This window comes from Paeniglutamicibacter sulfureus (genome assembly GCF_030512175.1).
In the GTDB taxonomy this organism is placed as follows: Bacteria; Actinomycetota; Actinomycetes; order Actinomycetales; family Micrococcaceae; genus Paeniglutamicibacter; species Paeniglutamicibacter sulfureus.
The window spans coordinates 929,227-953,913 of sequence record NZ_JAULBL010000001.1 but is presented as its reverse complement, the minus strand read 5'-3'; the positions used below and the strand labels follow the sequence as shown (position 1 = coordinate 953,913).

21 protein-coding genes, 2 tRNA genes and 1 pseudogene are annotated in these 24,687 nt (G+C 65.0%); 14 read left to right on the top strand and 10 right to left on the bottom strand.

Going from position 1 to position 24,687, the window contains the following annotated elements:
• Positions 1 to 166: 166 nt before the first annotated feature.
• Both Q2T94_RS04205 and Q2T94_RS04200 read left to right on the top strand, forming a co-directional pair.
• Positions 167 to 961 (top strand): DsbA family protein, encoded by a 795-nt coding sequence (locus tag Q2T94_RS04205; protein ID WP_302262996.1) that lies wholly within the window; start codon positions 167 to 169, stop codon positions 959 to 961.
• 173 nt (positions 962 to 1,134) lie between these two features.
• Positions 1,135 to 1,211, top strand: a tRNA-Thr gene (locus Q2T94_RS04200).
• Positions 1,212 to 1,625: 414 nt separating this feature from the next.
• Here the strand turns inward: Q2T94_RS04200 and Q2T94_RS04195 are convergent.
• Positions 1,626 to 1,748, bottom strand: coding sequence for a hypothetical protein (locus Q2T94_RS04195; RefSeq protein ID WP_302262995.1), 123 nt, complete (start codon positions 1,746 to 1,748; stop codon positions 1,626 to 1,628).
• Positions 1,749 to 1,905: 157 nt separating this feature from the next.
• On the bottom strand, positions 1,906 to 3,471 hold the full coding sequence (locus Q2T94_RS04190) for a hypothetical protein (protein ID WP_302262994.1): 1,566 nt from the start codon (positions 3,469 to 3,471) through the stop codon (positions 1,906 to 1,908).
• 484 nt (positions 3,472 to 3,955) lie between these two features.
• Between Q2T94_RS04190 and Q2T94_RS04185 the strand changes: the two genes are divergently transcribed.
• Both Q2T94_RS04185 and Q2T94_RS04180 read left to right on the top strand, forming a co-directional pair.
• The gene (locus Q2T94_RS04185) at positions 3,956 to 4,510 is read left to right on the top strand and encodes a hypothetical protein (protein WP_302262993.1); all 555 of its coding nucleotides are present in this window, start codon (positions 3,956 to 3,958) and stop codon (positions 4,508 to 4,510) included.
• 27 nt (positions 4,511 to 4,537) lie between these two features.
• Entirely contained in the window at positions 4,538 to 4,792 is a 255-nt protein-coding gene (locus tag Q2T94_RS04180; protein ID WP_302262992.1) for a hypothetical protein, read from the top strand.
• A gap of 83 nt (positions 4,793 to 4,875) precedes the next feature.
• Here Q2T94_RS04180 and Q2T94_RS04175 read toward each other — a convergent pair whose 3' ends face one another.
• Positions 4,876 to 5,109, bottom strand: a complete 234-nt coding sequence (locus Q2T94_RS04175) for a hypothetical protein (protein ID WP_302262991.1) — start codon at positions 5,107 to 5,109, stop codon at positions 4,876 to 4,878.
• Between Q2T94_RS04175 and Q2T94_RS20640 the strand changes: the two are divergent.
• Positions 5,014 to 5,229: pseudogene (locus Q2T94_RS20640) on the top strand (DUF7255 family protein); the annotation flags it as partial. The gene Q2T94_RS04175 and the pseudogene Q2T94_RS20640 sit on opposite strands and share 96 nt — an antisense overlap.
• A 66-nt stretch (positions 5,230 to 5,295) precedes the next feature.
• Here Q2T94_RS20640 and Q2T94_RS04170 read toward each other — a convergent pair.
• Positions 5,296 to 7,062: a BCCT family transporter gene (locus Q2T94_RS04170; protein WP_302262990.1), complete on the bottom strand. Its 1,767-nt coding sequence runs from the start codon at positions 7,060 to 7,062 to the stop codon at positions 5,296 to 5,298.
• A 106-nt stretch (positions 7,063 to 7,168) separates the two neighbouring features.
• Here Q2T94_RS04170 and Q2T94_RS04165 point away from each other — a divergent pair, with 106 nt between their 5' ends.
• Positions 7,169 to 7,813, top strand: a complete 645-nt coding sequence (locus Q2T94_RS04165; protein ID WP_302262989.1) for a cob(I)yrinic acid a,c-diamide adenosyltransferase — start codon at positions 7,169 to 7,171, stop codon at positions 7,811 to 7,813.
• A 566-nt stretch (positions 7,814 to 8,379) separates the two neighbouring features.
• Here the strand turns inward: Q2T94_RS04165 and Q2T94_RS04160 are convergent.
• Positions 8,380 to 9,282, bottom strand: coding sequence for a dihydrodipicolinate synthase family protein (locus tag Q2T94_RS04160; protein WP_302262988.1), 903 nt, complete (start codon positions 9,280 to 9,282; stop codon positions 8,380 to 8,382).
• A gap of 175 nt (positions 9,283 to 9,457) precedes the next feature.
• Between Q2T94_RS04160 and Q2T94_RS04155 the strand changes: the two genes are divergently transcribed.
• On the top strand, positions 9,458 to 10,003 hold the full coding sequence (locus Q2T94_RS04155; protein ID WP_302262987.1) for an RDD family protein: 546 nt from the start codon (positions 9,458 to 9,460) through the stop codon (positions 10,001 to 10,003).
• 8 nt (positions 10,004 to 10,011) lie between these two features.
• Here the strand turns inward: Q2T94_RS04155 and Q2T94_RS04150 are convergent, their stop codons facing one another.
• Complete coding sequence (locus tag Q2T94_RS04150; protein WP_264268547.1) at positions 10,012 to 11,055, bottom strand: LacI family DNA-binding transcriptional regulator; 1,044 nt, start codon at positions 11,053 to 11,055, stop codon at positions 10,012 to 10,014.
• 190 nt (positions 11,056 to 11,245) lie between these two features.
• Here Q2T94_RS04150 and uriH point away from each other — a divergent pair, with 190 nt between their 5' ends.
• From uriH to Q2T94_RS04135, 3 genes are read left to right on the top strand one after another with little or no spacing between them, the layout of a single operon-like run.
• Entirely contained in the window at positions 11,246 to 12,226 is a 981-nt protein-coding gene (uriH, locus tag Q2T94_RS04145; protein ID WP_302262986.1) for a uridine-preferring nucleoside hydrolase UriH, read from the top strand.
• The gene (uriT, locus tag Q2T94_RS04140) at positions 12,223 to 13,644 is read left to right on the top strand and encodes a uridine transporter UriT (RefSeq protein WP_302262985.1); all 1,422 of its coding nucleotides are present in this window, start codon (positions 12,223 to 12,225) and stop codon (positions 13,642 to 13,644) included. Before uriH ends, uriT begins: the two co-directional genes overlap by 4 nt.
• Positions 13,645 to 14,616 carry a ribokinase gene (locus tag Q2T94_RS04135; protein WP_302262984.1) on the top strand — a complete coding sequence of 324 codons (972 nt, stop codon included), beginning with the start codon at positions 13,645 to 13,647 and terminating at the stop codon, positions 14,614 to 14,616.
• Positions 14,617 to 14,921: 305 nt separating this feature from the next.
• Here the strand turns inward: Q2T94_RS04135 and Q2T94_RS20510 are convergent, their stop codons facing one another.
• Entirely contained in the window at positions 14,922 to 15,539 is a 618-nt protein-coding gene (locus Q2T94_RS20510) for a hypothetical protein (RefSeq protein WP_367281517.1), read from the bottom strand.
• 148 nt (positions 15,540 to 15,687) lie between these two features.
• Here Q2T94_RS20510 and Q2T94_RS04125 point away from each other — a divergent pair, with 148 nt between their 5' ends.
• The gene (locus tag Q2T94_RS04125; protein ID WP_302262983.1) at positions 15,688 to 16,968 is read left to right on the top strand and encodes a glycosyltransferase; all 1,281 of its coding nucleotides are present in this window, start codon (positions 15,688 to 15,690) and stop codon (positions 16,966 to 16,968) included.
• Positions 16,969 to 17,947: 979 nt separating this feature from the next.
• Entirely contained in the window at positions 17,948 to 19,519 is a 1,572-nt protein-coding gene (scpC, locus tag Q2T94_RS04120; protein ID WP_436836814.1) for a succinyl-CoA:acetate CoA-transferase ScpC, read from the top strand.
• Between the two features lie 64 nt (positions 19,520 to 19,583).
• Here the strand turns inward: scpC and Q2T94_RS04115 are convergent, their stop codons facing one another.
• A complete protein-coding gene (locus tag Q2T94_RS04115; RefSeq protein ID WP_302262982.1) occupies positions 19,584 to 20,168 on the bottom strand; it encodes a GNAT family N-acetyltransferase in 585 nt (194 codons plus the stop codon).
• Between the two features lie 477 nt (positions 20,169 to 20,645).
• Between Q2T94_RS04115 and Q2T94_RS04110 the strand changes: the two genes are divergently transcribed.
• Positions 20,646 to 20,722 (top strand) — tRNA-Val (locus tag Q2T94_RS04110).
• 77 nt (positions 20,723 to 20,799) lie between these two features.
• On the opposite strand, the gene Q2T94_RS04105 is transcribed toward Q2T94_RS04110, so the two are convergent.
• A complete protein-coding gene (locus tag Q2T94_RS04105) occupies positions 20,800 to 21,858 on the bottom strand; it encodes an LLM class flavin-dependent oxidoreductase (RefSeq protein ID WP_302262981.1) in 1,059 nt (352 codons plus the stop codon).
• A 199-nt stretch (positions 21,859 to 22,057) separates the two neighbouring features.
• Here Q2T94_RS04105 and Q2T94_RS04100 point away from each other — a divergent pair, with 199 nt between their 5' ends.
• Entirely contained in the window at positions 22,058 to 23,887 is a 1,830-nt protein-coding gene (locus Q2T94_RS04100) for a threonine/serine exporter family protein (RefSeq protein ID WP_302262980.1), read from the top strand.
• Here the strand turns inward: Q2T94_RS04100 and Q2T94_RS04095 are convergent.
• Positions 23,884 to 24,657, bottom strand: a complete 774-nt coding sequence (locus Q2T94_RS04095; protein ID WP_302262979.1) for a uracil-DNA glycosylase — start codon at positions 24,655 to 24,657, stop codon at positions 23,884 to 23,886. The genes Q2T94_RS04100 and Q2T94_RS04095 overlap by 4 nt on opposite strands.
• Positions 24,658 to 24,687 lie beyond the last annotated feature (30 nt).

The window sequence follows — 24,687 nt, the reverse complement described above, 5'->3', positions numbered from 1 at the left end:
TGTAAGCGACACCATGGCGCTAAGCTACGCCGCCGACTTACCCTAAACTGGTTGGGTCGGGGGAGTACCAAACCAAACTTAAAGGACGTTTTGACCTATGGCATCCAATAGCCAGCGGCCGAGCAAGGCCGAACGGACAGCAAGCGCGCGAGAGCAGGCACAGTCCATGCGTGTCGCCCAGGAAGCCGCTGACAAGCGCAAGTCACTGTTTATCAAACTTGGCGTGCTGGTGGCCGTGCTCGCCGTGATTGCGTTGATCGTTGGCATCGTCCTGCAGAACAACGCCGGCAAGGTAGCCGATTCCGGTGCCGTGCCCAAGGGCGGCAATGAAGCCGGTGGCATTACGCTCACCTCGGATACGACCGTGGCCGGCACCTCCGGTTTGACGGTGGACGTCACCCAGGCCGGCACCAAGCCGACCGAGGCGAAGGCTCCTGCGCCGCGCGATGCGGAAGCCGCTCCCAAGGGCGAGCCGGTCAACTTGTTGATCTACGTGGACGTTAACTGCGTGCACTGTGCCAGCTTCGAAGAGCAGTATGCCGACCAGATCAGCACCTGGCTTGCAGCCGGCGACGTGCAGGTCGAGTACCGCAACGTGGCGTACCTCGATGGCGGATCGCCGACCAACTACTCTTCACGTGGCGCCAACGCGCTTGCCTGCGTAGCGGACCAAGCCCCGGCCTCGTACCTGCCGTTCGCCAAGGGCCTGTTCGCCCACCATGCACAGGGTGAAATGAAGAATGCGGAACTGGCCCAGCTCGCCAAGGACAACGGCGCGGATGTCTCCAGCTGCATCGAAGACGGGACCTTCCGTTCGTTCGTGAAGTTCACCGACGAGGCTTCCCGCGTGGATTCCATCGGCGGAACCCCGAGCGTCTTCATCCAGGGCAAGTACTGGGATGCGAACGCCGAGCCGGACTTCGTTTCCGTCGTCAACGCAGCAATCGCTGCCAACAAGTAAAAAGCCATACACCGGACCTTTGCCGGGGTTGGACGGTTAACCACATGCTGGTGAACCGCCCAACCCCGGGCACCGGTTCGATGGGCGGTCGGCATCCCGTTTCCTGCTGCGGGGCATTGTCGGCTACGCTAGTTCCTGCACTTGGGTCATGATTTATCGACCCCGGGCAGTCCGCCCCCTTAGCTCAGTTGGCCAGAGCACCTGTCTTGTAAACAGGGGGTCGCCGGTTCGAATCCGGCAGGGGGCTCCACTGAGAACCGTTATTTTCCTTACAAAGAAAGGGAAGTAACGGTTCTTCTGTTTGCTGTCAAACAGTCCATCGGCGCCGAGACCGCCCCCAATAGGCCAGAAACTGTCCAGATTGAAAATGGACGTCCACAAAAATGGTGGTGAGTCGAGGCCGTTTTGCGGACTCGCACCCGGCCGACAACGTTGAGCTCATGGTGGTGAGCTGAACGATTCTGCGGTACTCGCACTCAACCGATCCCTCGGGTAAGCCAGCACCCTGCACCGGCACCCCTATCACTGGGAGAACTCCTGCTCTAATTTTGTGTCTATGCGGCCAGCCAGTATTGTCCCGCTGTCGGAACGATACCAGTCAAAGACAGTTACGATCTGTCAGCGGAATTCAGGTGCTTATCTTGAGTTGGCCTGTCGGCCGTCGTCAGCTTTGGGGGACCACCTCGACGACCAGTTCGTCGAGCACGATGGCACCGGGAAGCTCCGCACCCTCGGAAAGGTCGGTTTCATCCAGTTCGGCGGTGACGCTCTTGGCCGTGGGGGGCATCCATCTTCTGAACGTCCTTCAGGACCTGGTCCGAGACCTCTGCTACGTCTGGGCGGACTTCGTCGTAATCCTGGGCCATGGCAAATCCATCGGTTGCTGCGGGTGTGATCCCGGAAGTGTAAGCACTGGCCGCGGCCGGAGCAAACCGTCCGCATTCCTACCTTTTGGCCACCAGTTTTGAGTGGCTGGACTTCACGACCGTCTTGTAGCCCGGGAGGGTCGCCGTGGCTCTCAGGGCGATTCGTTTGCCGGCATCCGTCTTGGTCACTGTGTATTTGGGTTTGGTGGCGCCCTTGATGGGCTTTCCGGCGCGCAACCATTGGTACTCGAAGGCGGCACCTTTCTGCCAGTGGGCGGTTCGCGCCGAGAGTGTCCTGCCGGGCTTCGCGGTGCCGGCGGTTTCCACCACTCCGATGCGCATGAGCAGCAGCTTGACCTTTGCGGTGGCCCGCGACGTGGAGGACACCGCGGCCCGGTCGAACGGCTTGTAGCTGGTGGTGACGCTGATCTTCTTGTTGCCGTCGGCCGGCCCAAGCTTGTAGGTGGTTCCGGTGGCCCCGGGGATGGCCTTGCCATCGCGCAGCCATTGGCGGGTGACCTTGACCTTCGGGGGCACGTAGCCTTCGCCCCGCACGGCGGTGAGTTTCTGCCCGACCAAGGGGGATCCCACCAAGGTTGTCGGCGGGGCCTTGAACGCCGGAGTGGAGAGCACCACCTTGTTTGACACGGCCGGGGCCGTGATTGTCCCGTCCGGAAAGACCGACCGAACCTTGACCTGCAGGGTGTCGCCGGGAAGGTTCGTTTCGGGAGCGAAATGGGGTCCAAAATGGGCGGTGAAGTCGCGGGCGATCTTGCCGTTGTGGATCCACTGTACTTCCTGGATGGAGCCCGCGGGGAGATTGGTGATCTTGGCGCCAAAGGATCGGTGGAGGCCCATGGCGAAAGGCGGCAGGCTGACCTTGACCGGGGCCGGGTCGACATCCTCGATTGGGATGCGGATGCTCGAGCTCTCAATGTTCCATCCCTCGGGCGACTCGATGGAGACTTGAAGGATCAGGCTGGTTCCCCGCCACGAGGGCTGGATGGCCAAGGGGCCCATGCCAAACTTGGCCGCCTGGTTCCACAGCCTCCCCTGGTTTGCCTTCGACTGGGCCCGCCAAACGATCGAAACATGTCCTTGTTCGGCGGCGGCCTTAGCCAGGGGGCCGAGTTGGATGATGTCACCGGAAATCATGGTTCCTGGTCGGATCGATGCCGGTGCCTTGAATGTTGCCGCCTGGCCGGATACGTAGCCGGTGTCCAGCCGGGTGGAGCTTTCCCGGATCTCCCCGTCCGGCCAGGTTGCCCGAGCCCAGATAGTCACCGGCGCCCTGTCGAACCACAGCCCGCTGTCAAGGGTCATGACCGCACCCATGTCCAGGGCGTCTGGGGTCGGGGCATCGTGCCCGGCGGGTACCCAGAAGTATTCGATCCTCTCGGCGCCCGGGGCCGTGGCGTTGGCGGTGACCGTGGCGCCGCCATGGGCGATATCGTTGGTGTAGCCGATGGCCAGAAGCCGCGGGTCGTTGGCGATCCGCAGTGTCAGGTTGCTGATCTGGTGATCGGTGTCGACCTGCTCGGATGACGGGCCGAGGGGCACCGCGGACGCCGGAGGTGCAGGGGGAACGGTAAATCCGGACAGCAAAAGCCCGGACAAGGCCAGGGTGGCAAGCGCTTTTCTCAATATTCCCCCGATAATGATCCAGTTGTTCGACAGATCATATAGGGAGCTTTCCGGCGGCGCCACCTTTTTTAGTTGAAGTACATGTGGATCTCAGTCATCGGCGGGAATCCTCAAGCTGTGTTGCTTATCAGGCAGTTGCGGGCTGCGTATGTGCAATTCCTTGACCAACCCGAGCAGCGTCGACGGCCCTGCCCAGATCCTCGGTTGGGTAAGTGTGCCGTGGGCGAAGGGCGGTCCGTATCCCGGACTTCGGATAGTGATTTTCGGAGGCGACCGCACCGAGACTAAGACGAAACTACGGCCGCTCCCCCAGCAATTTCAAACAGCCGATAACCTATCGTATTTCAATTAAACAACCGATAAGATTTGTTTATTGGTAAACAGGTCAACCATGAGCAGGCGCTAACGAACAGCTACGTCCTGGCAGCGGCGCTTTGCAAGCACAGGTGCTTCTCTCATCCTGCTTTATGCATACGATGAGGTCATGGGACATTCTTCCGCGCGATCCATCTCCACACTGATAGCGCCGGTATTCGCACTGGCGGCCTTGTCCGGCGCGTTGATCGGCGGGGCGCTGAGTGGGGTGCTGACAGTGTCGCCCTACTTGGCCGAGCCTGGACTTTGGGACAGCGAACTGTTGAGTGCCGACCTGAGCATCATGTCGACCTGGACGCTTTTCGGTGCCGTGGCGGGCCTCTTTTACGGCCTCGTTGCCGGGGCCGGGGCAATCACCGCCATGGCCATCCAGTCCGCGAAATGTTCACCTGTCACCATCCGGGAGCAGGCATTTGCTTCGGCATGTGGCGCCGCCGCCGTGGCCGCCGCCCTGGCCGGGTTCTCGGTGGTACTCGATACCGAAGCGGCCGTCGGGTCCTTTGTATGGGCAGGTGCCTTCGTTGTAGCCACGTTCCTCGTTTCACTCATCGTCGGTCGAATCTATCTGAAACGGCTGGATGCGCGCGACCCGTCCACCACCGCCGGCGAACGCTCCAAGTTCCTCGGCCGGCGCTACGGACCCCGTTGCAATCCTCGCAACTGATGCCCACCAAACAGAAACGAGACTTCCTTGGACCCGATCCCAGCAGCACAAGCCGCGCCGAACGTCCGCAAGGAGCGGGGCCCTCGCCGGCGCTGGCTCGTGCTGTCCATCCTGTGCTTCGCCTTGTCGGCCTACTCCGTGGCCGCGGCCCTGTGGGGAACCACCGAAAACGCCTTTATCACCCCAGCCGACCAGTTGCTGTGGATTGCCTTGCCGTTCGGGGTGCTCGGCGCATTGTTCACCACCCTGTATGTTCTCGCCCCGAAGCGGCAGGTGCGTTAGGAGCCTTAGGCGCCTCGAGCCTCCGCTATTACCAGGTGCGAGCGATCTAGGATGAGCGTGCGGGAAAGGATTCCAAGGCAACATTATTCGAAGCGTCCCTTCTGGATGCAGGCATTCCGCTCCGCAAAACCAAAGACCGGGGCTTCGCGCGAGCCACAACCGCCGTTTTGGAGGAAGCCCGGCAGCAGGGCTTCGAGCAGTTGTTCCGAGAGCTCGGCGGACTGGAAGAAGCCAGTGGGGTTTTCACCGCCGGCGACTGGGACTTGGCCGATGACGAGGGCCTGTTCCTGGAATGCGACGAGGCCTCGCACTTCCACCGGTATCGGGCCGAGTCACTCTCGCTGCCCTGGTCCGAACAGCTGCCCTGGACGGACGACTACCGCAGGTACTGCGCCAACTTTGAGACCAAAGCGCGCGTGGATCGACGATTCTGGACCGGGCCGGCGGAGAAGCAATTCGGCACCGCGGCTCCCAAGCGCGACTTCACCGGAGTCGGAAGAGATTCAACGGGGCGTCTTGGGCAAATCCGGCCCAAATTCGCTCCCACCGGCGGGCGGCGTAGGTGTTTCTTTTGTCCCGCTTCCGTCGTCGGCGGGGTCGGCACCTTCTTCGGCCTCGGCCTCGGCCATGGCCGCCTCGCTGAAGGGGACGGCTGCCTGCAGCCCCGTCGCTCCGCGAACCGGGCCGGGCCGGCGCTGGCGCAGCGGGTCTCGGCGCAGGTCAGCGTACAGTGCCACGCAGAGCCCGATGATGATCAGCACAAACGGGCTGGCGGCCAGGATGGTGAAAGTCTGCAGGGCAGCGAGCCCGCCGACGGCCAGCAGGACCGCGGCCACCGCGCCGGTGAGGACGGCCCAGAAGATCACCAGCGGCTTCCAGGGGTGCTTGCTGCCGCGTGTGGACAAAGTCCCCAGCACCAGGGCGCCGGCGTCGGCGCCGCTGATGAAGAAGACGGCGGTCAGAACCATGACCACCAACGCCGCCCCGATGAAGAACGGATAGTTCTGCAGGGCTGCGAAGAACCCCGCCGCCTCGCTGCCGGTGCCGGCGATGTCCACGCCGTTCAGCTGCAGGTTTATGCCGGCCCCGCCGAAGATGACAAACCACACCATGCTGACGGCGGTGGGCACCAGCAGCACGCCCAGGACGAATTCCCGGATGGTGCGACCGCGGGAAATCCGGGCGATGAAAGTGCCGACAAACGGGGTCCAGGAGATCCACCAGGCCCAGTAGAAGATGGTCCAGCTGGCCAGCCAGTCACTGCCGCCGAAGACGGCCGAATGGAAACTCATCGGGACCAGCTCGGTCAGGTAGGCACCGATGGCAGAGGGCAGCAGATCCAGGATGAAGAGCGTGGGGCCGGCCACGAAAACGAACACCAACAGGACTCCGGCCAGGACCATATTGGTGTTGCTCAGCCATTTAATGCCCTTGGAGATGCCGCTGGCGGCGGAGAGCACCACGCCGACCGTCAGCACGCAGATCACGATGATCGGCACCGCGGCCGAGGGGTCTTCCTCGAACTCGCCGGTGCGCAGCAGCGCGAGGCCCGCTGCGATTTGCAGCGACCCGAGACCGAGCGAGGTGGCGGTACCGAATTTGGTGCAGATGATGGCCAGGATGTCGATGGGCTTGCCCCAGCCCCTCTTTTCGATGCGTTCCTTGCCGAACAGGGACTGGAACGGGGCGCTCATCAGGTTGCCGCGGCCCATCCGGTAGGTGGAATAGGCCAGCGCCAGCCCGACGACGGAATAAATCGCCCAAGGATGCAGACCCCAGTGGAACATCGTGTAGGCCATGGCAGTGCTGGCGGCCTCCGGGCTGCCGGGCGCGACGTCGACAAAGGGCGGCGGGGAAGCCAGATGGGTGACGGGTTCGTACACGCCGTAGAACATCAACCCGATCCCCATGCCGGCGCTGAACATCATGGCGACCCAGGAGAGGGTGCTGAATTCTGTCGCTTCGCCTTCATTGGAAAGCGGGATCCGTCCGTAGCGGCCGAAGGCCAGAACCAGGGAAAAGACGACGAATCCGGAGGCACCCAGGATGAACAGCCAGCCGAAAGTATTGGTGATCCAGGACAGGGCCGCCGCTGCGCTGTCCCCGACGGCATCCGTGAAGAACACGCCGAGCAGAATGAGCACCACAATGAGTCCGGCTGAGACGCCGAAGACCGTCTTGTCAACGCTCGCCCAGCCCTGGGTCGGCGGCAATGATGCGGGTTCCCCCACCCGCTCCTCCAGGTTTTGGTCGCTTGAATGATGTTTCATCGAACTCCTCACCAACTGGCGGCCAATGCCGGGTCATTGTGCGGTCCGCCGTCCGGGAGGATGGCTAGTTGTTCGCCGCATGGCCTTCGTCAGTATGGTTGCAGACATGAGTGAGCGCGAAGAATCCCTAGCACCGGAGCCCGCCGGCTACACCCGGAATGGAGACGACGGACACACCGAATTCGGCGGCCACGGTCGCGTGGCCAAGCGAGACGCAAGGGTTGTCGCCTTTGCGGAGTGCGATGAAGCCAACGCCTCCATCAGCGTCGCCGTTGCCATGGGCGGTCTGCCAATCAACCTGACATCCATGCTGGTGAGCGTGCAGAACGATCTTTTCGATCTTGCGGCGGACCTCTCTGTCCCGTTATCCCGACAGGAGCCGGCGCGGGCAAGGATGGTCCAGGGGCATATCGACCGGCTGGAACGTGCCACGCAGCATTTCGACGCGGATTCCGAGGACGTCAGCGGCACAGTGCTCCCCGGCGGCACTGCAGGGGCGGCGCTGCTGTATATGTCCCGGGCCGTGGTCCGGCGCGCCGAGCGGGCGGTCTGGATCGCCCTCGAGGAGTATCCGGATGCGGTCAATCCGTTGACCGCCCGCTATCTGAACCGCTTGTCTTCCATGCTGTTCGTCCTGGCGCGGGGGGCCAATGCCGAGCACGGGGACATTGTGTGGATCCCGGAGGCATCGGTGCAGCCGGTCGACACCGACACTGACGACGACGCCGCCGCCCAAGGGCCCGGCGAGTAGGAACCGGCGGACCGGCGGCCCAGCACCTCGACGCCGGTGAGCCCGTTCGGTGTGCGGCAATTCGGTGCTGATCCGGATTTCTCCGGAGTCCACACCCACAGCATGTAGCCGCCGCCAGCCAGGTCCGTGCCATCCTGCACGTAGAGGGTGGGGGCGCGGCGCGGCTGCTGCTATTCATCCGGCTCTGTCCACGCCTGCACCACCAGGAATGCTCCGCAGTCCCGGCCCGAGTCCAGGACGTGCAGGGCCCCATGCGTCTCGAGCTGCAGGGCCGCGGGCTCCGCCCGGGCTCAAAGCCGGAAACCCCAAGGACAAGGAAGAGTTGGGCAGGCCCCGCCCAGACGAAGCCGGCCGCGTGTCCGGAAAAGCAACTCAGTCAACTTCCCGCCAGGCATGAACCCCGCATTCCCGATTGGCTGTGGCGGCCAACCGCCGAGGATCCATCGCCGAGCGGGAGACCGATATCGATCCCGGCCTCGTCCCATGGTGCGGGCGCCTCCGTGGGACGTGGCCAAACGGCTTTCGCGCACAGTTGGATTCACATGATCCGGAGCAAGGGCCGCTCGTCAGGCCAGAGTGGTAATCCCAATTTCATTCAGGGCGCTCCGCACCGCGAGGCGCCCATCGGCGTCCAGGCTTCTTACCGGCAGGGGCAGGTTTCCCGGCTTCACCAATCCGAGATCCTCGGCCACTGCCGAAGCGACCCGGAAACTCCCGTATCGGGCCATCTGCGCCCACAGGGGTTCCATGGCCGTCGACAGCGATCGCGCCTTTTCCACGTCGCCGGAAGTGCCGGCGCGCATGATCGCCAGGCAATGCTCCGGCAGGATCCCCGCCATCACGCTGTACCAGGCGTCGCATCCGGCCAGTAGTCCATTGGCGGCCGCGCCGTCACCGCTGACGCCGATGGTTACATGCCCGGGCACCAGCGCCCGGAGGGCAGCGACACGTTCCGCAGCTTCGGCCGGATTGGCAGACACAGGTGGAATCTTGATGGATGCGACGCCCTTCAGCTGCGCAATTCGGCCGTGCAGCTCATCGCTGAAATTCACGCGTGTGGTGCCGGGGTTGTCGTAGACAACCAAGGGCACCGAAAGGTTCGCCGAGACATCCTCATACAGCCCGAACACCTCGTCCTCGCTGAGCGGCTGGTACGTCATCGGCGCCAGCAACACGGCGTCCGCTCCGGCGCTCTGGGCATCTTCCACATTGCGCAGCACCTCCCTGGTGCCCAGCGCGCCAACACCGACGATCACCGGGACGCCGCCGGCGCACTGAACGGCCAGGGATGCCGCGCGGGCCCGCTCGCTCCGGTCGAGATAGGCATAGCTGCCGGTGGAACCGAGGGCGCCGATCGAATCGACACCTGCGGACGCGAGTCGGCCAATTATGGATTCGAAGGCGCGCTCGTCAATGCCGGTGGCGGTGAGTGGCGTCAAGGGAAAAGCGCTCAGGCCGGTGAACTTCATGAGGGTCCTTCCACAAGGAAAATGGGGGGCAGCAACATGACGAAGCCTATCTTGGCACAGTCGGTCCCACGGCGGTTCGGTGTTGTGAGTCCTCTCGGCTGCTGGCGATTCCGAGGCCCTGTCCAGCGACATTGGCACCGTTGGCAAGAAATACCGGGCCAGTTAGGCTGGCTCCATGCGTGAGCGGACGCGGCGCTTGGCCGCCCTGGGGCTTGACTACGTGATCATCTTGGCTTGGATGATCGTTCTCGGCGTGGTTTCAACTGTCGTTTTCCTGATCCGCGGGGAACTGCCCGACACCTTGGGAACCATTGGCCCGCTCGGCAGTCAGTTGGTCTATTTTTTGCTTCTCACGTTCGTAGTCGGCGTCTACCTGTACAGGACCGAGTCCGGGCCGCACCATGCGACCTGGGGCAAGCGCAAGCTGGGGTTGGAGGTGAGGGCCGCAGACGGTGCGGCGCCGAACCGCACGAAAATCCTGTTGAGAACCATCGTGAAGTTGCTGCCGTGGGAAGGCGCCCACTTTTTCGTGTGGCAAATGATGTACGTGTACTACCGCGAAGGCTATGAGGCAACGCCGCCGGCATGGGTCTTCGTGGGACTGAACGCGGTAACGGTCGCGGCGCTTCTCTACATCGTGCTGGTGTTTGTCACCGGACGTGGACCGCACGACGCGGCGGCTGGAACCCGGGTCCAGTTGCGCAGGGTGCCAGCTTCCTGAGGAAAGCGTCAGCCCTGGACGGTCGATCCACGGACCATGAGCGTGCTCTCCAGGGTGACTTGTTGGGTCTCCAGGTCCTCGCCCGCGATGAGGCGCAGCAACTGTTCGGCGGCCCGCCGGCCCAGCAGTTCGCCGGGCAGGTTGACGCTGGTCAGGCCGGGGGAGCTGGTGGTCGAATAGGGCAGGTCATCAAAGCCTGTCACCGCGAGTTCGCCGGGAATCGAGATGCCGGCGGCCCGCGCTTCCTGCAGCACGCCATAGGCGTGGGTGTCGGTTGCGCAGACCACCGCGCTCACCCCCAGCTTTTTCCACTGCGGCCAGGCCTCGGCGAAGGCATTGGCGGCCAGGCCGACATTGATGGTCGCGGCGATCCGCGCTCCCTCGGGGACTTCCATGCCCAGGGCGCCCGCGGCCTCGAGGAAGGCGATGCGGCGAACCTCAAAGGTGGTGGTTCCAGTGGTGCCGTCGATGTAGGCCACCTTCTTGTGGCCGGTGGCGGCCAAGTGCTCGGCCAGGAGCCGTCCGCCCTGGGCGACATCGAGGTTCACGGCCGGGACCTCGGGCCCGAGTCCCGGGGCATCAAGCAGCACCAGGGGACCTGGCGCCGAAAGTTCCTCGAGGAAGGAGGGGTCCGGGGCGTCAACCAGGAGACCGGCCGGGCGCAGGCCCAGCAGGCGGCGAGTGTCATCGGCGCTGGGCAGCTGGCCGGCATCGGTGACCGAGAGCAGCAGTTGGAATTCGGAGCCGAGCGCGGCGCGGACCCCGGCAATAACCGTGGCAAAGAAAGGGTTGGAGATGTCGGGCGCCACCATGATGACGGTGTTGCTCACACCCCTGGCCAGCGAACTGCCGATCCCGTCGACCACGTAGCCAAGTTCCCGGATGGCCTCGCGGACCTTGGCCTCGTTCCCAGGCGATACCCGGCCGCTGGCCTTGCCATTGGCAACCAGGGAAACCGTGGCCGTTGAGACCCCCGCGCGTTCTGCCACCATGGCGGCCGTGACCCGTCGCCGGTTGATTGCCGTGGCGCGCGGCTTTTGGGTCGAATGCATGACCTTAATCTTAGTCGAGCAGCAGCAGTCGGGACCCGTCGAAAGTCAAGCGTTTGACTAGGGCATATCCGCGGTCGTAGTTAAGCGTTTGACGTAAGCTGCCCCAGGGTGCCAGAATTTCGGGGAAACAGCATTTCCTTTCCGCGGCCGCAAACCCCGGTAAGTTATCCCCGAAGATGTGGAGAAAACCATGGGCGCACCCCTCGCTTCAACCGAACCGCGGAAGATCATCCTCGACTGCGATCCCGGGCACGACGACGCCGTTGCGATCCTGCTGGCACACGGCAGCCCCGCGATCGAGCTGCTTGCCGTCACCACCGTGGTCGGCAACCAGACCCTGGCCAAGGTCACCAAGAACGCACTCGCGACCGGGACCATCGCCGGGATCACCGGGGTTCCCTTCGCCGCCGGCTGCGACCGCCCGCTGGTGCGCACCATCGAAAACGCGCCCGACATCCACGGCGAATCCGGCATGGACGGCCCCCTCCAGCCCGAATCCGCCATCGAGCTGGACCCCCGCCACGCCGTTGACCTGATCATCGACACCATCATGGCCCACGAGCCGGGCACCGTCACCCTGGTACCCACCGGCGGACTGACCAACATCGCCATGGCCGCCCGCAAGGAGCCGCGCATCGTCGATCGCGTGAAGGAAGTCGTGCTGATGGGCGGCGGCTACCACGTGGGCAACTGGAGCGCCGTGGCCGAATTCAACATCATCATCGACCCCGAGGCCGCGCACATCGTCTTCAACGAGAAGTGGCCTGTCGTCATGGTCGGACTCGACCTGACCCACCAGGCACTGGCCACCGACGAGGTCGTCGCCCAGATCGAGGCAGTGGGCACCGGTCCGGCAAAGTTCGTGCGCGAACTCATGGACTTCTTCAAGGCAACCTACAAGGACGCCCAGGGCTTCGACTTCCCGCCGGTCCACGACCCCTGCGCCGTGGCGTACGTCATCGACCCGACCATCGTCACCACCCGCAAGGTGCCGGTGAACATCGAACTGACGGGCACCTTGACCCTGGGCATGACGGTGGCCGACTTCCGTGCCCCGGCCCCCGCCGACTGCCACACCTCCGTCGCCGTGGACCTTGACCACGAGCGCTTCTGGAACCTGGTGACCGACGCGCTGGTGCGCATCGGCGACGTTGAGCTCGCAAGCGCATGAGCACCCTGACCGAAAAAGCCACCGGCACCCGCGGCGGCGCCGCGGCGCTGACCGCCGCCCTGCTCACCGCCTGCGTGGCGTTCCAGCTCAACGCCTCCATGCTCAGCCCTGCGCTGGTCACCATGGGCGAGGAGCTGGGAACCGACCAGGCGGCCATCGGCCTGTCCCAGACTTGGTTCTTCACGACCGCCGCGCTGTTCTCCCTCTTCCTGCCCCGCCTTTCCGACGTGGTGGGCCGCAAGCGCATCCTGGTCATCATGATGCTGCTGACCGCCGTCGGCTCCGTCGTCGCGGCCCTGGCCCCGAACATCGAATGGCTCTTCGTTGGCCGCATCATCCAGGGCATCTCCGGTCCCACGGTTCCGCTCTGCCTGTTGATGCTGCGAAGCGCGGTGCCCAACCCGCGCCGCTACGGCACCCTCATGGGCCTGATCCTTGCCGTCAACGGCGGGGTCGCCGGCGTCGATTCCTTCCTCGGCGGCTACCTGGCCGAGAACCATGGATTCCGTTCCATCTTCTGGTTCATGGTGGTGCTGGCCGTCCTTGCAGCGGCTGCCGTGGCGCTGCTGACGCGCGAGTCCAAGCCGCAAGCCGGCACCAAGATGGACTGGCTCGGCGTGTTCTTCATCGTCGTTGCCGTCGGCGCCCTGCTGACCGCCCTGAACGAGGCCGCCAAACTGGTCAGCGGCATCGACCCGGCCACCGTGATCACCTCGCTGGTGCTGCTGGCCCTGGCCGCCGCCGCCTTCTACGGCTTCTGGGCCACCGAGAAGCGCGTGGCCGAGCCCATGGTGCAGCTCGAGCACCTGCGCCAGCGCGCCACCTGGGCGCCGCTGCTGACCACGGTGCTGACCATGACCGGCATTTTCGCCGTCATCAACGGCATCGTCCCCGCCTACGTGCAGGCAGCGGGCCCCGGCTTCGGGGTCGGTCCCACCCAGACCGCGCTGCTGATCCTCACCCCCTACGCGTTGCTCGGATGGGTCTTCGGGCCCATCAGCGGACGCCTGGCCCCCGTGTGGGGCTATAACAAGGTGCTGCGCATCGGCATGATCGGCTCCGTCGCCGCGCTGCTGCTGATCGTGTTCTTCGGCATGGACTCGCTGCCCATGATGGTTGCCGGCACCGCGATGCTGGGCATCATGTACGCGGGCACCGCCAACATCATGCTCAACGGCCTGGGCGTGGTGCTTTCGCCCAAGGGCAACCCCGGCTTCCTGCCGGGCATGAATGCGGGCGCCTTCAACCTGGGCGCCGGGCTGAGCTTCCTGGTGTTGCCCGCGGTGCTCGTGGGAACCTCGTCCCTGGGCGACCGCGCCTCCTACGTGACGGTGGTGGTGGTCGGCCTGGTCATCACCGTGGCGGCCTTCGCCGCCTCGTTGCTGATCCCCAAGCCCGTCGACGCAGAGGTGAAGTAAATGCAGACCCAAGCCCAGGGGCAAGAGCCCGGCAGGATCGTGGTGGTCGGCTCGCTGAACGCCGACCTGACCATCTACACCCAGCGCCTGCCGTCCCCGGGGGAGACCCTGCACGGCGAAGGCTTCACCGTGAACCCCGGCGGCAAGAGCGCCAACCAGGCAGTGGCCGCCGGCCGCCTGGGCGGCAACGTGTCCCTGGTGGGCGCCGTGGGCCGGGACGCCAACGGGCAGATGCTGCTTGACTCCTGCGCCGCGGCCAACGTGGACGTCAGCCAGGTGCGCCGTGCCGACGGCGTGGAGACCGGGGTCGCCGTGGTCACCGTGGATGCGCACGGGGAGAACAGCATCGTCATTTCCGCCGGAGCCAACGGGACCCTGTCCCCGGCCGACGTCGAGGCCGCCGGCTCCGCCTTCGATGGCGCCGCAGTGCTCTGCCTGTGCCTGGAGGTCGGTGTGGACACCGTAGAGGCAGCGGCCCGCGCCGGTGCCGACGTCGGCGCGACGGTGCTGCTGAACCTGTCCCCGTACGCCCCGATCCCGGCCAGCCTGGCAAGGCTCTCCAATGTGTTGCTGGTCAACGCGCACGAGGCCTCGCAGTTCCTGGACGGGGAGCAAATCCCGGATCCCGACGCCGAGGCCGCGGCCTGGGAGCCGGTGCTGGAGCTCCTGGTGGCACGCGGGCTGCCAAGCGCCGTGGTGACCCTCGGTGCCCAGGGCTCCGTGGTGCTGGACTCGACCGCGGCAGCGCAGAAGCGCATTGTCCGCATCCATCCCGCCCGCGTGGACGCGGTGGACACCACCGGTGCCGGCGACGCCTTTACCGGCGGGCTTGCCGCACGCCTGGCCGCCGGAGACGCGCTGGCCGACGCGGCAGCCTTTGCCTCGGTGGGTGCCGCCCTGGCAGCCACCAAGAAGGGTACGCAGGCCGCCTACCCGGATGCCGCCGCGGTCAACGCCAGGCTGAAGGGCTAGGGGGTTTCCCGGTTCGTCCCCGATCCCCGGGGGACGAACCGGGGTTCATTCAACGCCAGATCCCTCCCGGACCTTTCCCCGGGAGGGATCTGGCGTTCGAGCGTTGCGGCAGGTGCTCAGTCCAGGGATAACATCGTCGGTTCACCTTGGTTCGGATACGTCAGGGTGAAGGTGACCGGACGCCCCGCTCCGCCACATTTGAGGGGCCGAGCAACCCGACAGCAGCAGTGCTGCCGTCAGGATTCCGGCGAACCAGCCACCGTACCTGGTGGCCTTCATCGCTGCACCCGCTCTTCCCGCCCTGCTCAGCGCAACGGAGCTGCCCCGTCGCCGAGAGTGATGGTGTCGCGCTCTCGCACTCCCTCGAAGCTGTACTCGCCCCAGCGTACCGACTGCGACTGCTCGTGATCCACGGAATTCCAGTCCCAGCCGAGCACGGCGGGGGAGTCGGCGCCGCATTGCGGCGGGTAGGACTCCATGACGGTCGTGCAGAACACCGGCCCGTTCCCGTTGTCCAACACCATGCCGGCGAAAGGCCTCTCGGCGGCAGGTGAAAGCGCGATGAGCAGCGCGAGTACCGCAAGCACGAGTGCCACCGGTGTCATGAGATATCGTTCCGGCTTGGATCGGGAGATCGCATTCATCACCACGCCGAGGGCGAGGTAGGCGAACACGACCCAGATGCCAATCCGGGAGAAGCCTTCCGGAAAAACGTCCAGCATCCCGGCACGGTCCAGGGCGAGCACCGCGATGAAGCCGTAGACCGGGATGGAGAACGCAGAGGCGATCCGGAAGCCGGTCGGCAGTGTTCCGGGGTGTTGCCCGCCCCACGCGAACCGTCCCCACGGGGCACCGAGCGCCAGGGCAACCTGGAAGAGGGCCAGCATGGCAAGCACGGCGACGAAAACGACGGCGGTGGTCATGGACGGAAGCCTACTCTGCTCCGGCGAACAGCGGATGTCGGGTGGCAGGCGGAGATCTCCACGGGCGTTCCCCAAGGGCACGAAGCAGGAAATAAGCGGGTACTGGCACGGATGTTGCGCGTCATGCCCGCGGCGTACCGTTGCTGCCATGAGCGATCCCACTGACAGACTCCGGGGCGCAGGACCCCCCACGGAAGCCTCGCGCCGCACCTACCTTTTCGCACTCAAGGACGCCGGCGGCACGGTCCCGCCGGAATTGGGCGTGGCCCGCCGGATCGCTGATCGGGGACACCGTGTCGTGATGCTCGCCGATGGTTCCATGGAGGAGCAGGCAACCGGAACAGGAGTCACCTTCCGTTCCTGGACCGATGGCGAAACCGGTGAGATCCGCGACTGGGCGGCGCGGACCCCGATGGGCTTGGCCCGAGACACGGTCAAGAGCATGTTTGTGGGACCTGCCCCGCAGCAGGCACGGGACACCGCGTCGGCCATCGACGAGGTGCGGCCGGACCTCGTCTTGACGGGTTTCGGTGCCTTTGGCGCCATGATTGCGGCGGAGGCGCGAGGGGTATCGTTCGATGTCCTGCTGCCGAATACCTACCCGCTTCCGGCCAAGGGCATGCCACAAGTCGGCACCGGCTTTGCCCCCGCACGGGGCCCGTTGGGTGTACTGCGCGACCGCATGACGACTTTCGGCGGCACCAAGCTGATTGACCGCTACGCGTTGGCGCCGTTGAACGAACTGCGCGCCGAGTACCGGTTGGTCCCGCTGGCCAATACATGGGAACAGATGCACCATGCCAGACGCCAGTTGATTCTCACCTCGTCAGCCTTCGATTTCCCTGCCGACTTGCCGGCCAACGCCCGCTATGTGGGACCGATCCTCGATGACCCGGCGTGGACCTCCAATGCCCCGTGGGCCCCGCCCGCCGGAAAGGCGCCGCTGGTCCTGGTGGCCATGTCCTCGACCTTCCAAAATCATGTGCAGTGCATGCAACGAATCGTGGACGCGCTCGGGAGCCTGCCGGTGCGCGGACTGGTGACCACTGGCCCCGCGATCGACCCCGAGGAGATCCGTGCGCCAGCCAATGTCACCGTCGTTGCCGCCGCGCCCCACCACCACGTGATGCAACGCGCCAGCATGGTGGTCACCCATGGCGGCCACGGCACCGTGATCAAGGCGCTGGCCGCCGGATTGCCGCTCGTGATCTTGCATCACGGCCGTGACCAATCCGGCAATGCCGTCCGGGTCAAGCTACGAGGGGCAGGCATCGCGGTTCCGCGCGGCGCAGCCGCACCCCGGATCGCGAAGGCCATTGCAAAGGTCCTGGAAACCGAGAGCTACCGGAAGGCGGCGGTGCAGCTCGGCGGGGCAATCGAGCGCGACGCCGCCAACGGCGCACTCCTGCTTGCCGAGGTGGAATGGTGATTCCCAGTGACGGATCGGGCGCGCGTTGGACGACGATGTGCCTGCCGATTTGTATTTCTCGTACAAAGATGCGACAGTTAAAGGTCCCCTTGAGGTTTGCCAGAAGAGCGTGAGCAGCGGAATTTTCCGCACGGCCGCTCGTATAGCAGTGCAAACACTTGGGCGGAACGGACAGTTGGGCCGGGATGAATTTGTCAGGGCCGGATGCAGCGCTGAAGGTAGCGACAGCAAATCCCCCGTACCCACGCTCTGCAGCCTGAACCGAAAACGGGCCGCGCGATTCGATGATGCACGCCTGCCAGAAATCTTTGCTGGCAGGCCCCTGCACGTCGCTTCGGATGTCGATTGCACGTTGGAGTTGGCCGGTCAGTGGACCGGTGGATCAACGAGGATTGTTCGAAATTCGGCATGCCCTTCCATCGAGGTGGAGTGCATGCAATAGCACCACTAGGAATGTGCCAACTGTTCGACGCCTCCCGGCGTCGAACACGGCGCGTCCGGCGGTGAATAAAGCGCGGCACGCCCGTCGATCTGCCGCCCTGTCGTGAATGACCGACCATTATGACACCAGATCATGAAGCACTCATCAATACCGCCTTCACCATGGTCTCGCCACCTAGGAATATAGGTGGCGCGGTACCGCAGGTCCGGGCCCATGACGAGCGAAAAAGGGTGCACCCGCCATTGGCGCGTGCACCCTTTTCGATGGTCCGGCCCCGTGGCGGACCAGAGGGGAGGGCAGCCGGGCCGGGATGTTCGAACCAACGACCCGGTCGGCGATGACCACGGCCCCGCGGCATCCCCAACTACCCCCATTAATTTCCGGCGCCCCTCGATCCGGCCGGGGTAGCCGGAAGGTCTGCTGCCGGGTGCCAGTCACCGCAAATACTGACCGCCTCACCGAGCCAGCCAACGGTTCGGCGCATCGAAGGCGCAAAGTGGCCCAAATGTGACGCGATCACCGACTAAAGTGGCGCGAATGACACGAAGCAACGTGTGTCACACATCTTCAGGAAGGGCAGCCGTGCACGATCGGATCCAATACCCCAAGTTTCTCGACCTTCGAATGCCGGCCGAACAGGCCGCGGCCTTGGTCAAGCCCGGCATGACGGTGGCCATGAGCGGCTTCACCGGCGCCGGCTACCCGAAAACCGTCCCGGGAGCGCTCGCCGCCCTCATGGAAAAGGAACAGGCCTCGGGGAATCCGTTCAAGATCAACGTGCTCACCGGGGCTTCGACGGCCCCGGAGCTTGACGGGGTGCTCGCCCGGGCCGGGGGCATGGATCTGCGCCTGCCCTACATGTCTGATCCGGAGCTGCGCCGGCGCATCAACGACGGCGAGATGGAATACATGGACATCCACCTCTCCCACGTGGCCCAGCACGCCTGGTTCGGCTTCTACGGCAAGATCGACCTGGCGATCATCGAGGTGGTGGGCATCAAGGAGGATGGCAGCCTGATCCCGTCCTCTTCGGTGGGCAACAACAAGACCTGGCTGGACATGGCCGACAAGGTCATCATCGAGGTCAACAGCCAGCAGTCCGCCGCCATGGAGGGCATGCACGACATCTACTACGGCACCGCGCTGCCGCCGCACCGCAAGCCCATCGAGATGACCACCGCCGACCAACGCATTGGCGAGCCCTACCTGCGCGTGGACCCGGCCAAGATCGTCGCCGTGGTGGAAACCAACGCCCCTGACCGGCTGAGCCCCTTTGCCCCGGTCGATGCGACCAGCACGCAGATCGCCGACCACCTGCTGGACTTCCTTGACCACGAGATCAGGGCAGGGCGCCTGACCGACAAGCTGCTGCCGCTGCAATCGGGCGTGGGAAACATCGCCAATGCGGTGCTCGCCGGGCTGGCGCGCGGCGGCTACAAGGGCCTGCAGGCCTACACCGAGGTCATCCAGGACGGCATGCTGTCCCTCCTCAAGGACGGGACCCTGGGCTTCGCCTCGGCAACCTCCTTCTCTCTGTCCTCCGACGGCATCGACGAGTTCAACAGGCACGTGGACTTCTACCGCGAGCGCATCCTGCTACGCCCGCAGGAAATCTCCAACCACCCCGAGCTCGTGCGCCGGCTGGGCTGCATCGCCCTGAACGGGATGATCGAGGCCGACATCTACGGCAACGTGAATTCCACCAATGTGGTCGGCTCGCACGTCATGAACGGCATCGGCGGCTCGGGCGACTTCGCCCGCAATGGCTACCTCTCGGTGTTCATGTCACCGTCGGTCGCCAAGGGCGGCAAGATCTCCGGCATCGTGCCCATGGCCAGCCACGTGGACCACACTGAGCACGACACCATGATCCTGATTACCGAACAGGGTCTGGCCGACCTGCGCGGGCTCTCGCCCAAGCAGCGGGCCCAGGTGGTCATCGACAAGTGCGCGGCACCGGCATACCGCCCGATGCTGCAGGACTACTTCGACCGCGCCAAGGTGGGCAGCTACGGCAAGCACACACCGCACCTGCTCGGAGAGTCGTTGTCCTGGCACCAGCGCTACATCGACACCGGCGACATGCGTCCGGCAGCGGCGGAAGCATAGGGTCCGGCAACCCAGTGGAGCCCGTTTTGCACGCCTTTGGGGTGGGCAAAACGGGCTCCATGCTTTAAGCAGGCACGGCGTTTCCCTGGTCGGGGCCAAAACCAAGCGGCTCTGCCCGGTTCAGGCCTTGGGGCAGCACGGTGTTCGGCTGGGCCGGGACCAGCGGGGTCAAGCCCATGCCGGTGCGGTGCCAGGAGGACTCCGTGGATACCCAGATCGTCATGGGCAGTCCGGTGAAGTAGCCGGTGTATTCGCGTTCGCGCGCCCATCGGGACGAGCGCTCGTAGTAGCCCCATGAAGCCTGGTTGCGGTTGTCGATCACGGTGATCGGGGTGCCGCCCATGGACAATGCGTAGGTCAGCCGTGATTCGGCCATGTGCTGGCGGATGCCCAGCCTGCGATAGGCGGGGTGCACGAACATGCCACCAAGCTCCATGGGGCGCGGTGCCTGGGTCGGTGCGGTGACGGAATTGTGTACGATTCCCAGGCCAACCCGGATACCCTCGTGCAGCGCGGTGACCACGAACAGGGCATGGTCCATGCGTTCGTGCCAGCGCGCGTCAGGGTTCAGGGCGAGCGCGGAGAGGGCATCGCGTTCGATGCCGGTGGGCGCGGAGTAAGACAGGGAATACTCGATGTTGGGAAGCACTGGGAGCGGTCCTCTAAGCAAAAAGAGAGCGAACGAAAGAAGGGGTTCCCGGAATTACGCCGGGCCGGTTCTTTGGCCGGTAGGGGACCGCTGCCGGCGGTTCCCGGCAGCTTCCTTGTAGGGCCCAGTTTGGGCGTCGAAGAAGTCGACAGTGAAATTATTACCTGCCGAAAGCCATGTTGTAAATACGGCTTGGGGGCGACGCGCCGGTTGCCCCGAAGCATCCTCCGCACGGCGTGGTTTCAAGCGTCGAAAATCACCGCGATTCCGGTGGTTTTGACGGGTTCGCTGAGTGGTTCGTTCGCCAGCATTTCACCTGTGTATTTGATGCCCGGGCGTGGCGCGAAAACCGAAGGCTTGCAGCCGGTGGGGCGAGCGGGTCGCAGGTCGGGGAGCGCCGTTGGATTTGATGTCGATTTGGCGTGCACCGCGGTGCTCGGCTAATCTTGCTAGGTACTCCTTTGGGAGAGACAGCGCGGTTCTTTAGCTCAGTTGGTTAGAGCGCTCGCTTCACACGCGAGAGGTCAGCAGTTCGAGTCTGCTAAGAACCACCAATGGAAAAGAACCCCCGGAAAACCGGGGGTTCTTTTTGTTAAGCGTGGAACGCGCTTCCGCGGGAAGCCACGGCCCCCTACTTTGCCTCGAGCATCTCCAGGACCAGGGGCTTGACCTTGGTCCCCAGCAATTCGATGCTTCGCATCATGGTCTCGTGCGGCAACGAGCCGGCAGAGTATTTGATGTCGGCACGCGAAAGGCCAAGCCCGTTCGCAAAGCGGACAATCTTCTGGGCCACGGTCTCCGGGCTGCCGGCCAGCAGTGATCCGTCGCGGCCCGCCGAGGCCTCGAAACGCATGCGGCTCGCCGGCGGCCAGCCGCGCTCGGAGCCCAACCGGTCCATGGTGAGCTTGTAGTGCGGCCACAGCTGGTCCAGTGCCTCTTGGTCGCTGTCGGCCACCAGGCCGTGGAAGTGCGCACCGATGCGCTGGGGCTGGTGTCCGAATTCCTCTAGCGATCGCTTGTAGAGCCGGGTCAGCGGCTCGAAGGCCATGGGCTGTCCGCCAATGATGGCCAGGAACAGCGGCAGGCCGTGCCGTGCCGCACGGACTACCGATTCGGGGCTGCCGCCCACGCCCACCCAGGCGTCCAGGGTGCCGTTTTCAATCGGCGGGTAGACCGACTGGTTCCGCAGCGCGGAGCGGGTCTGGCCGGACCAGCTGACAGGTTCGCCCTTGCGCAGCTTGGCGAAGAGCGCGAGCTTCTCCTCGAAGAGCAGCTCATAGTCGGAAAGCTCGTAACCAAAGAGCGGGAAGGACTCGATGAAGGAGCCGCGCCCCAGGATGACCTCTGCACGTCCGTTGGACAGGCCATCGACGGTTGCAAAGCGTTCGTAGACGCGCACCGGGTCATCCGAGCTCAGCACGGTTACGGCGGATCCCAGCTTGATCCTTTCGGTCACCGAGGCGATGGCGCCCAGGACCACCTCGGGGGCGGAGACCGAGTAGTCGTCGCGGTGGTGTTCGCCCACCCCAAAGAAGTCGAGTCCGGCGGCCTCGGCGGCCTTGGCCTCGGCGACCACGTTGCGCAGGACCTGGGCCGGGTGGAGCGGTTGGCCATTGGCGTCGTCGGTGATGTCGCCGAAGGTCTCGATGCCGATCTCGAATTGCTGTGTATTCGTGGTGGATTCACTCATGATTTCCCGTGTTTCTCCTGCCGTGAGTTATATGCGTTTGCATTCATTGTGGCTCAACTCCGGAATCCTTGCGGATATTCCCGGGGTCCGGCGTCGCACTGTGTCCAATCAGTCAAATGTGAGTTGCGTGGCCAGTGGATCAATGGGCCATAAGGCGGCGGTATGGTGGGTGAAGCAAGCGCAAACGACAGGAGGAAGCGTGTCTTCAGGTAAGGGGCCGGACGCCACCGCCCCGGCGTCACCGGGCGAGGATCCCAACCCGCAGGTCTCAAGCATTCGCCGTGTCGAAGCGGGGGAAATGACCCATATTGCCCAGGCCCTGAAGGACGCTGCCGCGCACGCCAAGAACTCCCCGCTGTTCCCCCACCTTGACACGCCGGCAACCGGCAAACCGGCAACCGGCACGCCGGCCGTCGCGCCGACGCCCACGAAGCCCGTCCCCAAACAGGCGGGCAAGCCGTCGGGAAGGCCGGCCGCCAAGCGGGTCGGGGGCCCCAGGCCGCCTAAGGCGCCCAAGCCTGCCAAGCCCACGAAGCGGCCGCGGCCCACCACACTGGCCCAGGACGCCATCAACGCCAAGACCGGCCAGGTCGGCATCACCTCCACGGGTGCCCCGGCACTGCCGCCGCGCGCCAACCCGGCAGCCAAGCGCATGATTTCGCGTTTGCTGGCCTCCGACACCCCGCCCACCCAGGCGTTCAACATCGTCGAGCGGCTCAAGGGAACCCCCTATGCCAACCCGAAGGTCAATGCCGCACAGGACGCCTCGGCGCGCAAGACCCTGGAATTCGCCCTGGACCTTGCTGAAACCATGTTCCGCTACGGTGCCGGCGCCTTGGAAGTGGAAACCAGCGTCATTGCCGTGACCGCGGCCCTCGGGCTCAGCTACACGGACGTCGACATCACCAACCAGTCGATCCACCTGAACTTTTCCCCGCCGGAGGGTGAGTCGTTTTCGATGCTGCGCGTGGTGCGCTCCTGGACCAACAACTTTGCCGGATTGGCGGAGGTGCATCGGCTGGTTTCCGACATCGTCTCCGGAGGCGTGACCCGGCAGCAGTCGGTGGACCGGCTGCGGGAGATCTCGCGTCGGCCCAAGCCCTTCCCGCGCTGGATGATCGGCTCGGCCGCGGGTGCCTTTGCTGCCTTCTTCGTGATCTTCATCGGCGGCTCCCTGCCCGGGGCGATCCTGGCCTTCGTCTCCTCGTTGGCTGTCGGACAGATCATCAAGTATGCGGCACGCTGGCGTGTGCCCGAGTTTTTCTCGATTGCCACCGCAAGCTTTGTCGTCACCGCCATCGCGGTGCTCTTCCACGCCCTGAATGCACCCATGGACGCGGCGTTGGTGGTCGCCGGCGGCATCCTGCTGTTGTTGCCCTCGGCCCGGTTTGTCTCCGCCCTGCAGGATGCCATCAACGGGTTCCCCGTCACCGCCGCCGGACGGTTTTTCTCCGCCGCACTGACCTATGCCGCGATCCTGACGGGGATCATGACGGCACTGGTCGGCGGCGAGCTACTGGGCGCCCCGGAGCTGGACGTGCGGGTCATCGACACGATTTCCTATCCCGGCTGGTTGCTGGCGGCCTTGGTCGTTGCGGCGGTCATCATGGGCGCGATCACCGAGCAATCGGAACCCAAGCTCCTGCTGCCCACCGGCGGCATCGCCCTGCTCGGCTACCTGATCCTGCTGGGGATCCAGGCCCTGGGCGTGGGAGACCGGGCCGCGCCGGCCGTCGCGGCGACCTTCGTTGGCCTGGCCGGGCGCTGGGTGGCCTACAAGATGGGTGCTCCGCAGCTGGTGCTGGCCGCCCCCGCCATCGTGTTCCTGCTGCCCGGGTTGATGATCTTCCGTTCCATGTACGGGATCGTCTTTGACGTCGACGACATGAACTCGGCCATCGTGCAGATGTTCACCGCGTTCACCATCATGATGGCGATTGCCGGGGGTGTGGTCTTCGGCGACACCATCGCCCGCCCGCTGATCGGTGCCGAGGTGCTGGCGGAGCGCCGAAACATCCGCCGCCGCTAGCCGCGCGGGACCACCAGGGGCAGTGCCCAGTCGATGGGCGCGCCGCCAGCCTGCACCAAAAGCGCGTTTGCCCGGGTGAAGGGCCTGGAGCCGAAAAACCCGTGCCGCGCCGAAAGGGGCGAGGGATGGGCCGAGGCAATGATGGGGATCGAGCCCAGCGCCGGCGCCAGCGCCTGGGCGTCCTTGCCCCACAGGATCGCCACCAGCGGCCCCCCGCGTGCCGCCAGCGCCGCCATGGCGGCATCGGTGACGGACTCCCAGCCAAGCCGTCGGTGCGAACCCGCGGCACCCGCACCCACCGTCAACACCCGGTTCAACAGCATCACGCCCTGGTCTGCCCAGGCGGAGAGGTCGCCGTGTGCCGGGATCGGCAGGCCGGTGTCCTCGTGCAACTCGAGGTAGATGTTCTTCAGGCTGCGTGGCAACGGGCGCACCTGTGGCAGGGCGGAAAAGCTCAGCCCCATGGAATGGCCGGGCGTGGGGTAGGGGTCCTGGCCCATGACCAACACCCGGGCCTCGGCCAACGGGCGGCTGAAGGCGCGCAGGATGTTCGGCGGTGCGGGCAGGATGCGCTCGCCGAAGTCGCGCCTGGCTTCGAGTTCCCTGGCGAGGGACACCAGCTTTCCCTCCACCGGGGCAAGCGCCTCTGCCCAGTCGGCGGCAACGAATCCGCCGTCCACCGCCTCGGCGAGTCCTTGGCCGAAGGGGAAAACAGTGGCGTCGGGTTGCGGCTCGGGGAGCTCGAAGAGCGGCGTCTCATGGGTGTCCATGACATACATTGTGGGCAGATGCCAAGCCGA

Excerpts from the sequence above, each read along its gene's own strand:
- Q2T94_RS04205 (WP_302262996.1), top strand. The coding sequence starts at position 167 with ATGCGTGTCGCCCAGGAAGCCGCTGACAAGCGCAAGTCACTGTTTATC.
- Q2T94_RS04195 (WP_302262995.1), bottom strand. The coding sequence starts at position 1,748 with ATGCCCCCCACGGCCAAGAGCGTCACCGCCGAACTGGATGAAACCGAC.
- Q2T94_RS04185 (WP_302262993.1), top strand. The coding sequence starts at position 3,956 with ATGGGACATTCTTCCGCGCGATCCATCTCCACACTGATAGCGCCGGTA.
- Q2T94_RS04170 (WP_302262990.1), bottom strand. The coding sequence starts at position 7,062 with ATGAAACATCATTCAAGCGACCAAAACCTGGAGGAGCGGGTGGGGGAA.
- Q2T94_RS04165 (WP_302262989.1), top strand. The coding sequence starts at position 7,169 with ATGAGTGAGCGCGAAGAATCCCTAGCACCGGAGCCCGCCGGCTACACC.
- Q2T94_RS04160 (WP_302262988.1), bottom strand. The coding sequence starts at position 9,282 with ATGAAGTTCACCGGCCTGAGCGCTTTTCCCTTGACGCCACTCACCGCC.
- Q2T94_RS04155 (WP_302262987.1), top strand. The coding sequence starts at position 9,458 with ATGCGTGAGCGGACGCGGCGCTTGGCCGCCCTGGGGCTTGACTACGTG.
- Q2T94_RS04150 (WP_264268547.1), bottom strand. The coding sequence starts at position 11,055 with ATGCATTCGACCCAAAAGCCGCGCGCCACGGCAATCAACCGGCGACGG.
- uriH (WP_302262986.1), top strand. The coding sequence starts at position 11,246 with ATGGGCGCACCCCTCGCTTCAACCGAACCGCGGAAGATCATCCTCGAC.
- uriT (WP_302262985.1), top strand. The coding sequence starts at position 12,223 with ATGAGCACCCTGACCGAAAAAGCCACCGGCACCCGCGGCGGCGCCGCG.
- Q2T94_RS04135 (WP_302262984.1), top strand. The coding sequence starts at position 13,645 with ATGCAGACCCAAGCCCAGGGGCAAGAGCCCGGCAGGATCGTGGTGGTC.
- Q2T94_RS20510 (WP_367281517.1), bottom strand. The coding sequence starts at position 15,539 with ATGACCACCGCCGTCGTTTTCGTCGCCGTGCTTGCCATGCTGGCCCTC.
- Q2T94_RS04125 (WP_302262983.1), top strand. The coding sequence starts at position 15,688 with ATGAGCGATCCCACTGACAGACTCCGGGGCGCAGGACCCCCCACGGAA.
- scpC (WP_436836814.1), top strand. The coding sequence starts at position 17,948 with ATGACACGAAGCAACGTGTGTCACACATCTTCAGGAAGGGCAGCCGTG.
- Q2T94_RS04105 (WP_302262981.1), bottom strand. The coding sequence starts at position 21,858 with ATGAGTGAATCCACCACGAATACACAGCAATTCGAGATCGGCATCGAG.
- Q2T94_RS04095 (WP_302262979.1), bottom strand. The coding sequence starts at position 24,657 with ATGGACACCCATGAGACGCCGCTCTTCGAGCTCCCCGAGCCGCAACCC.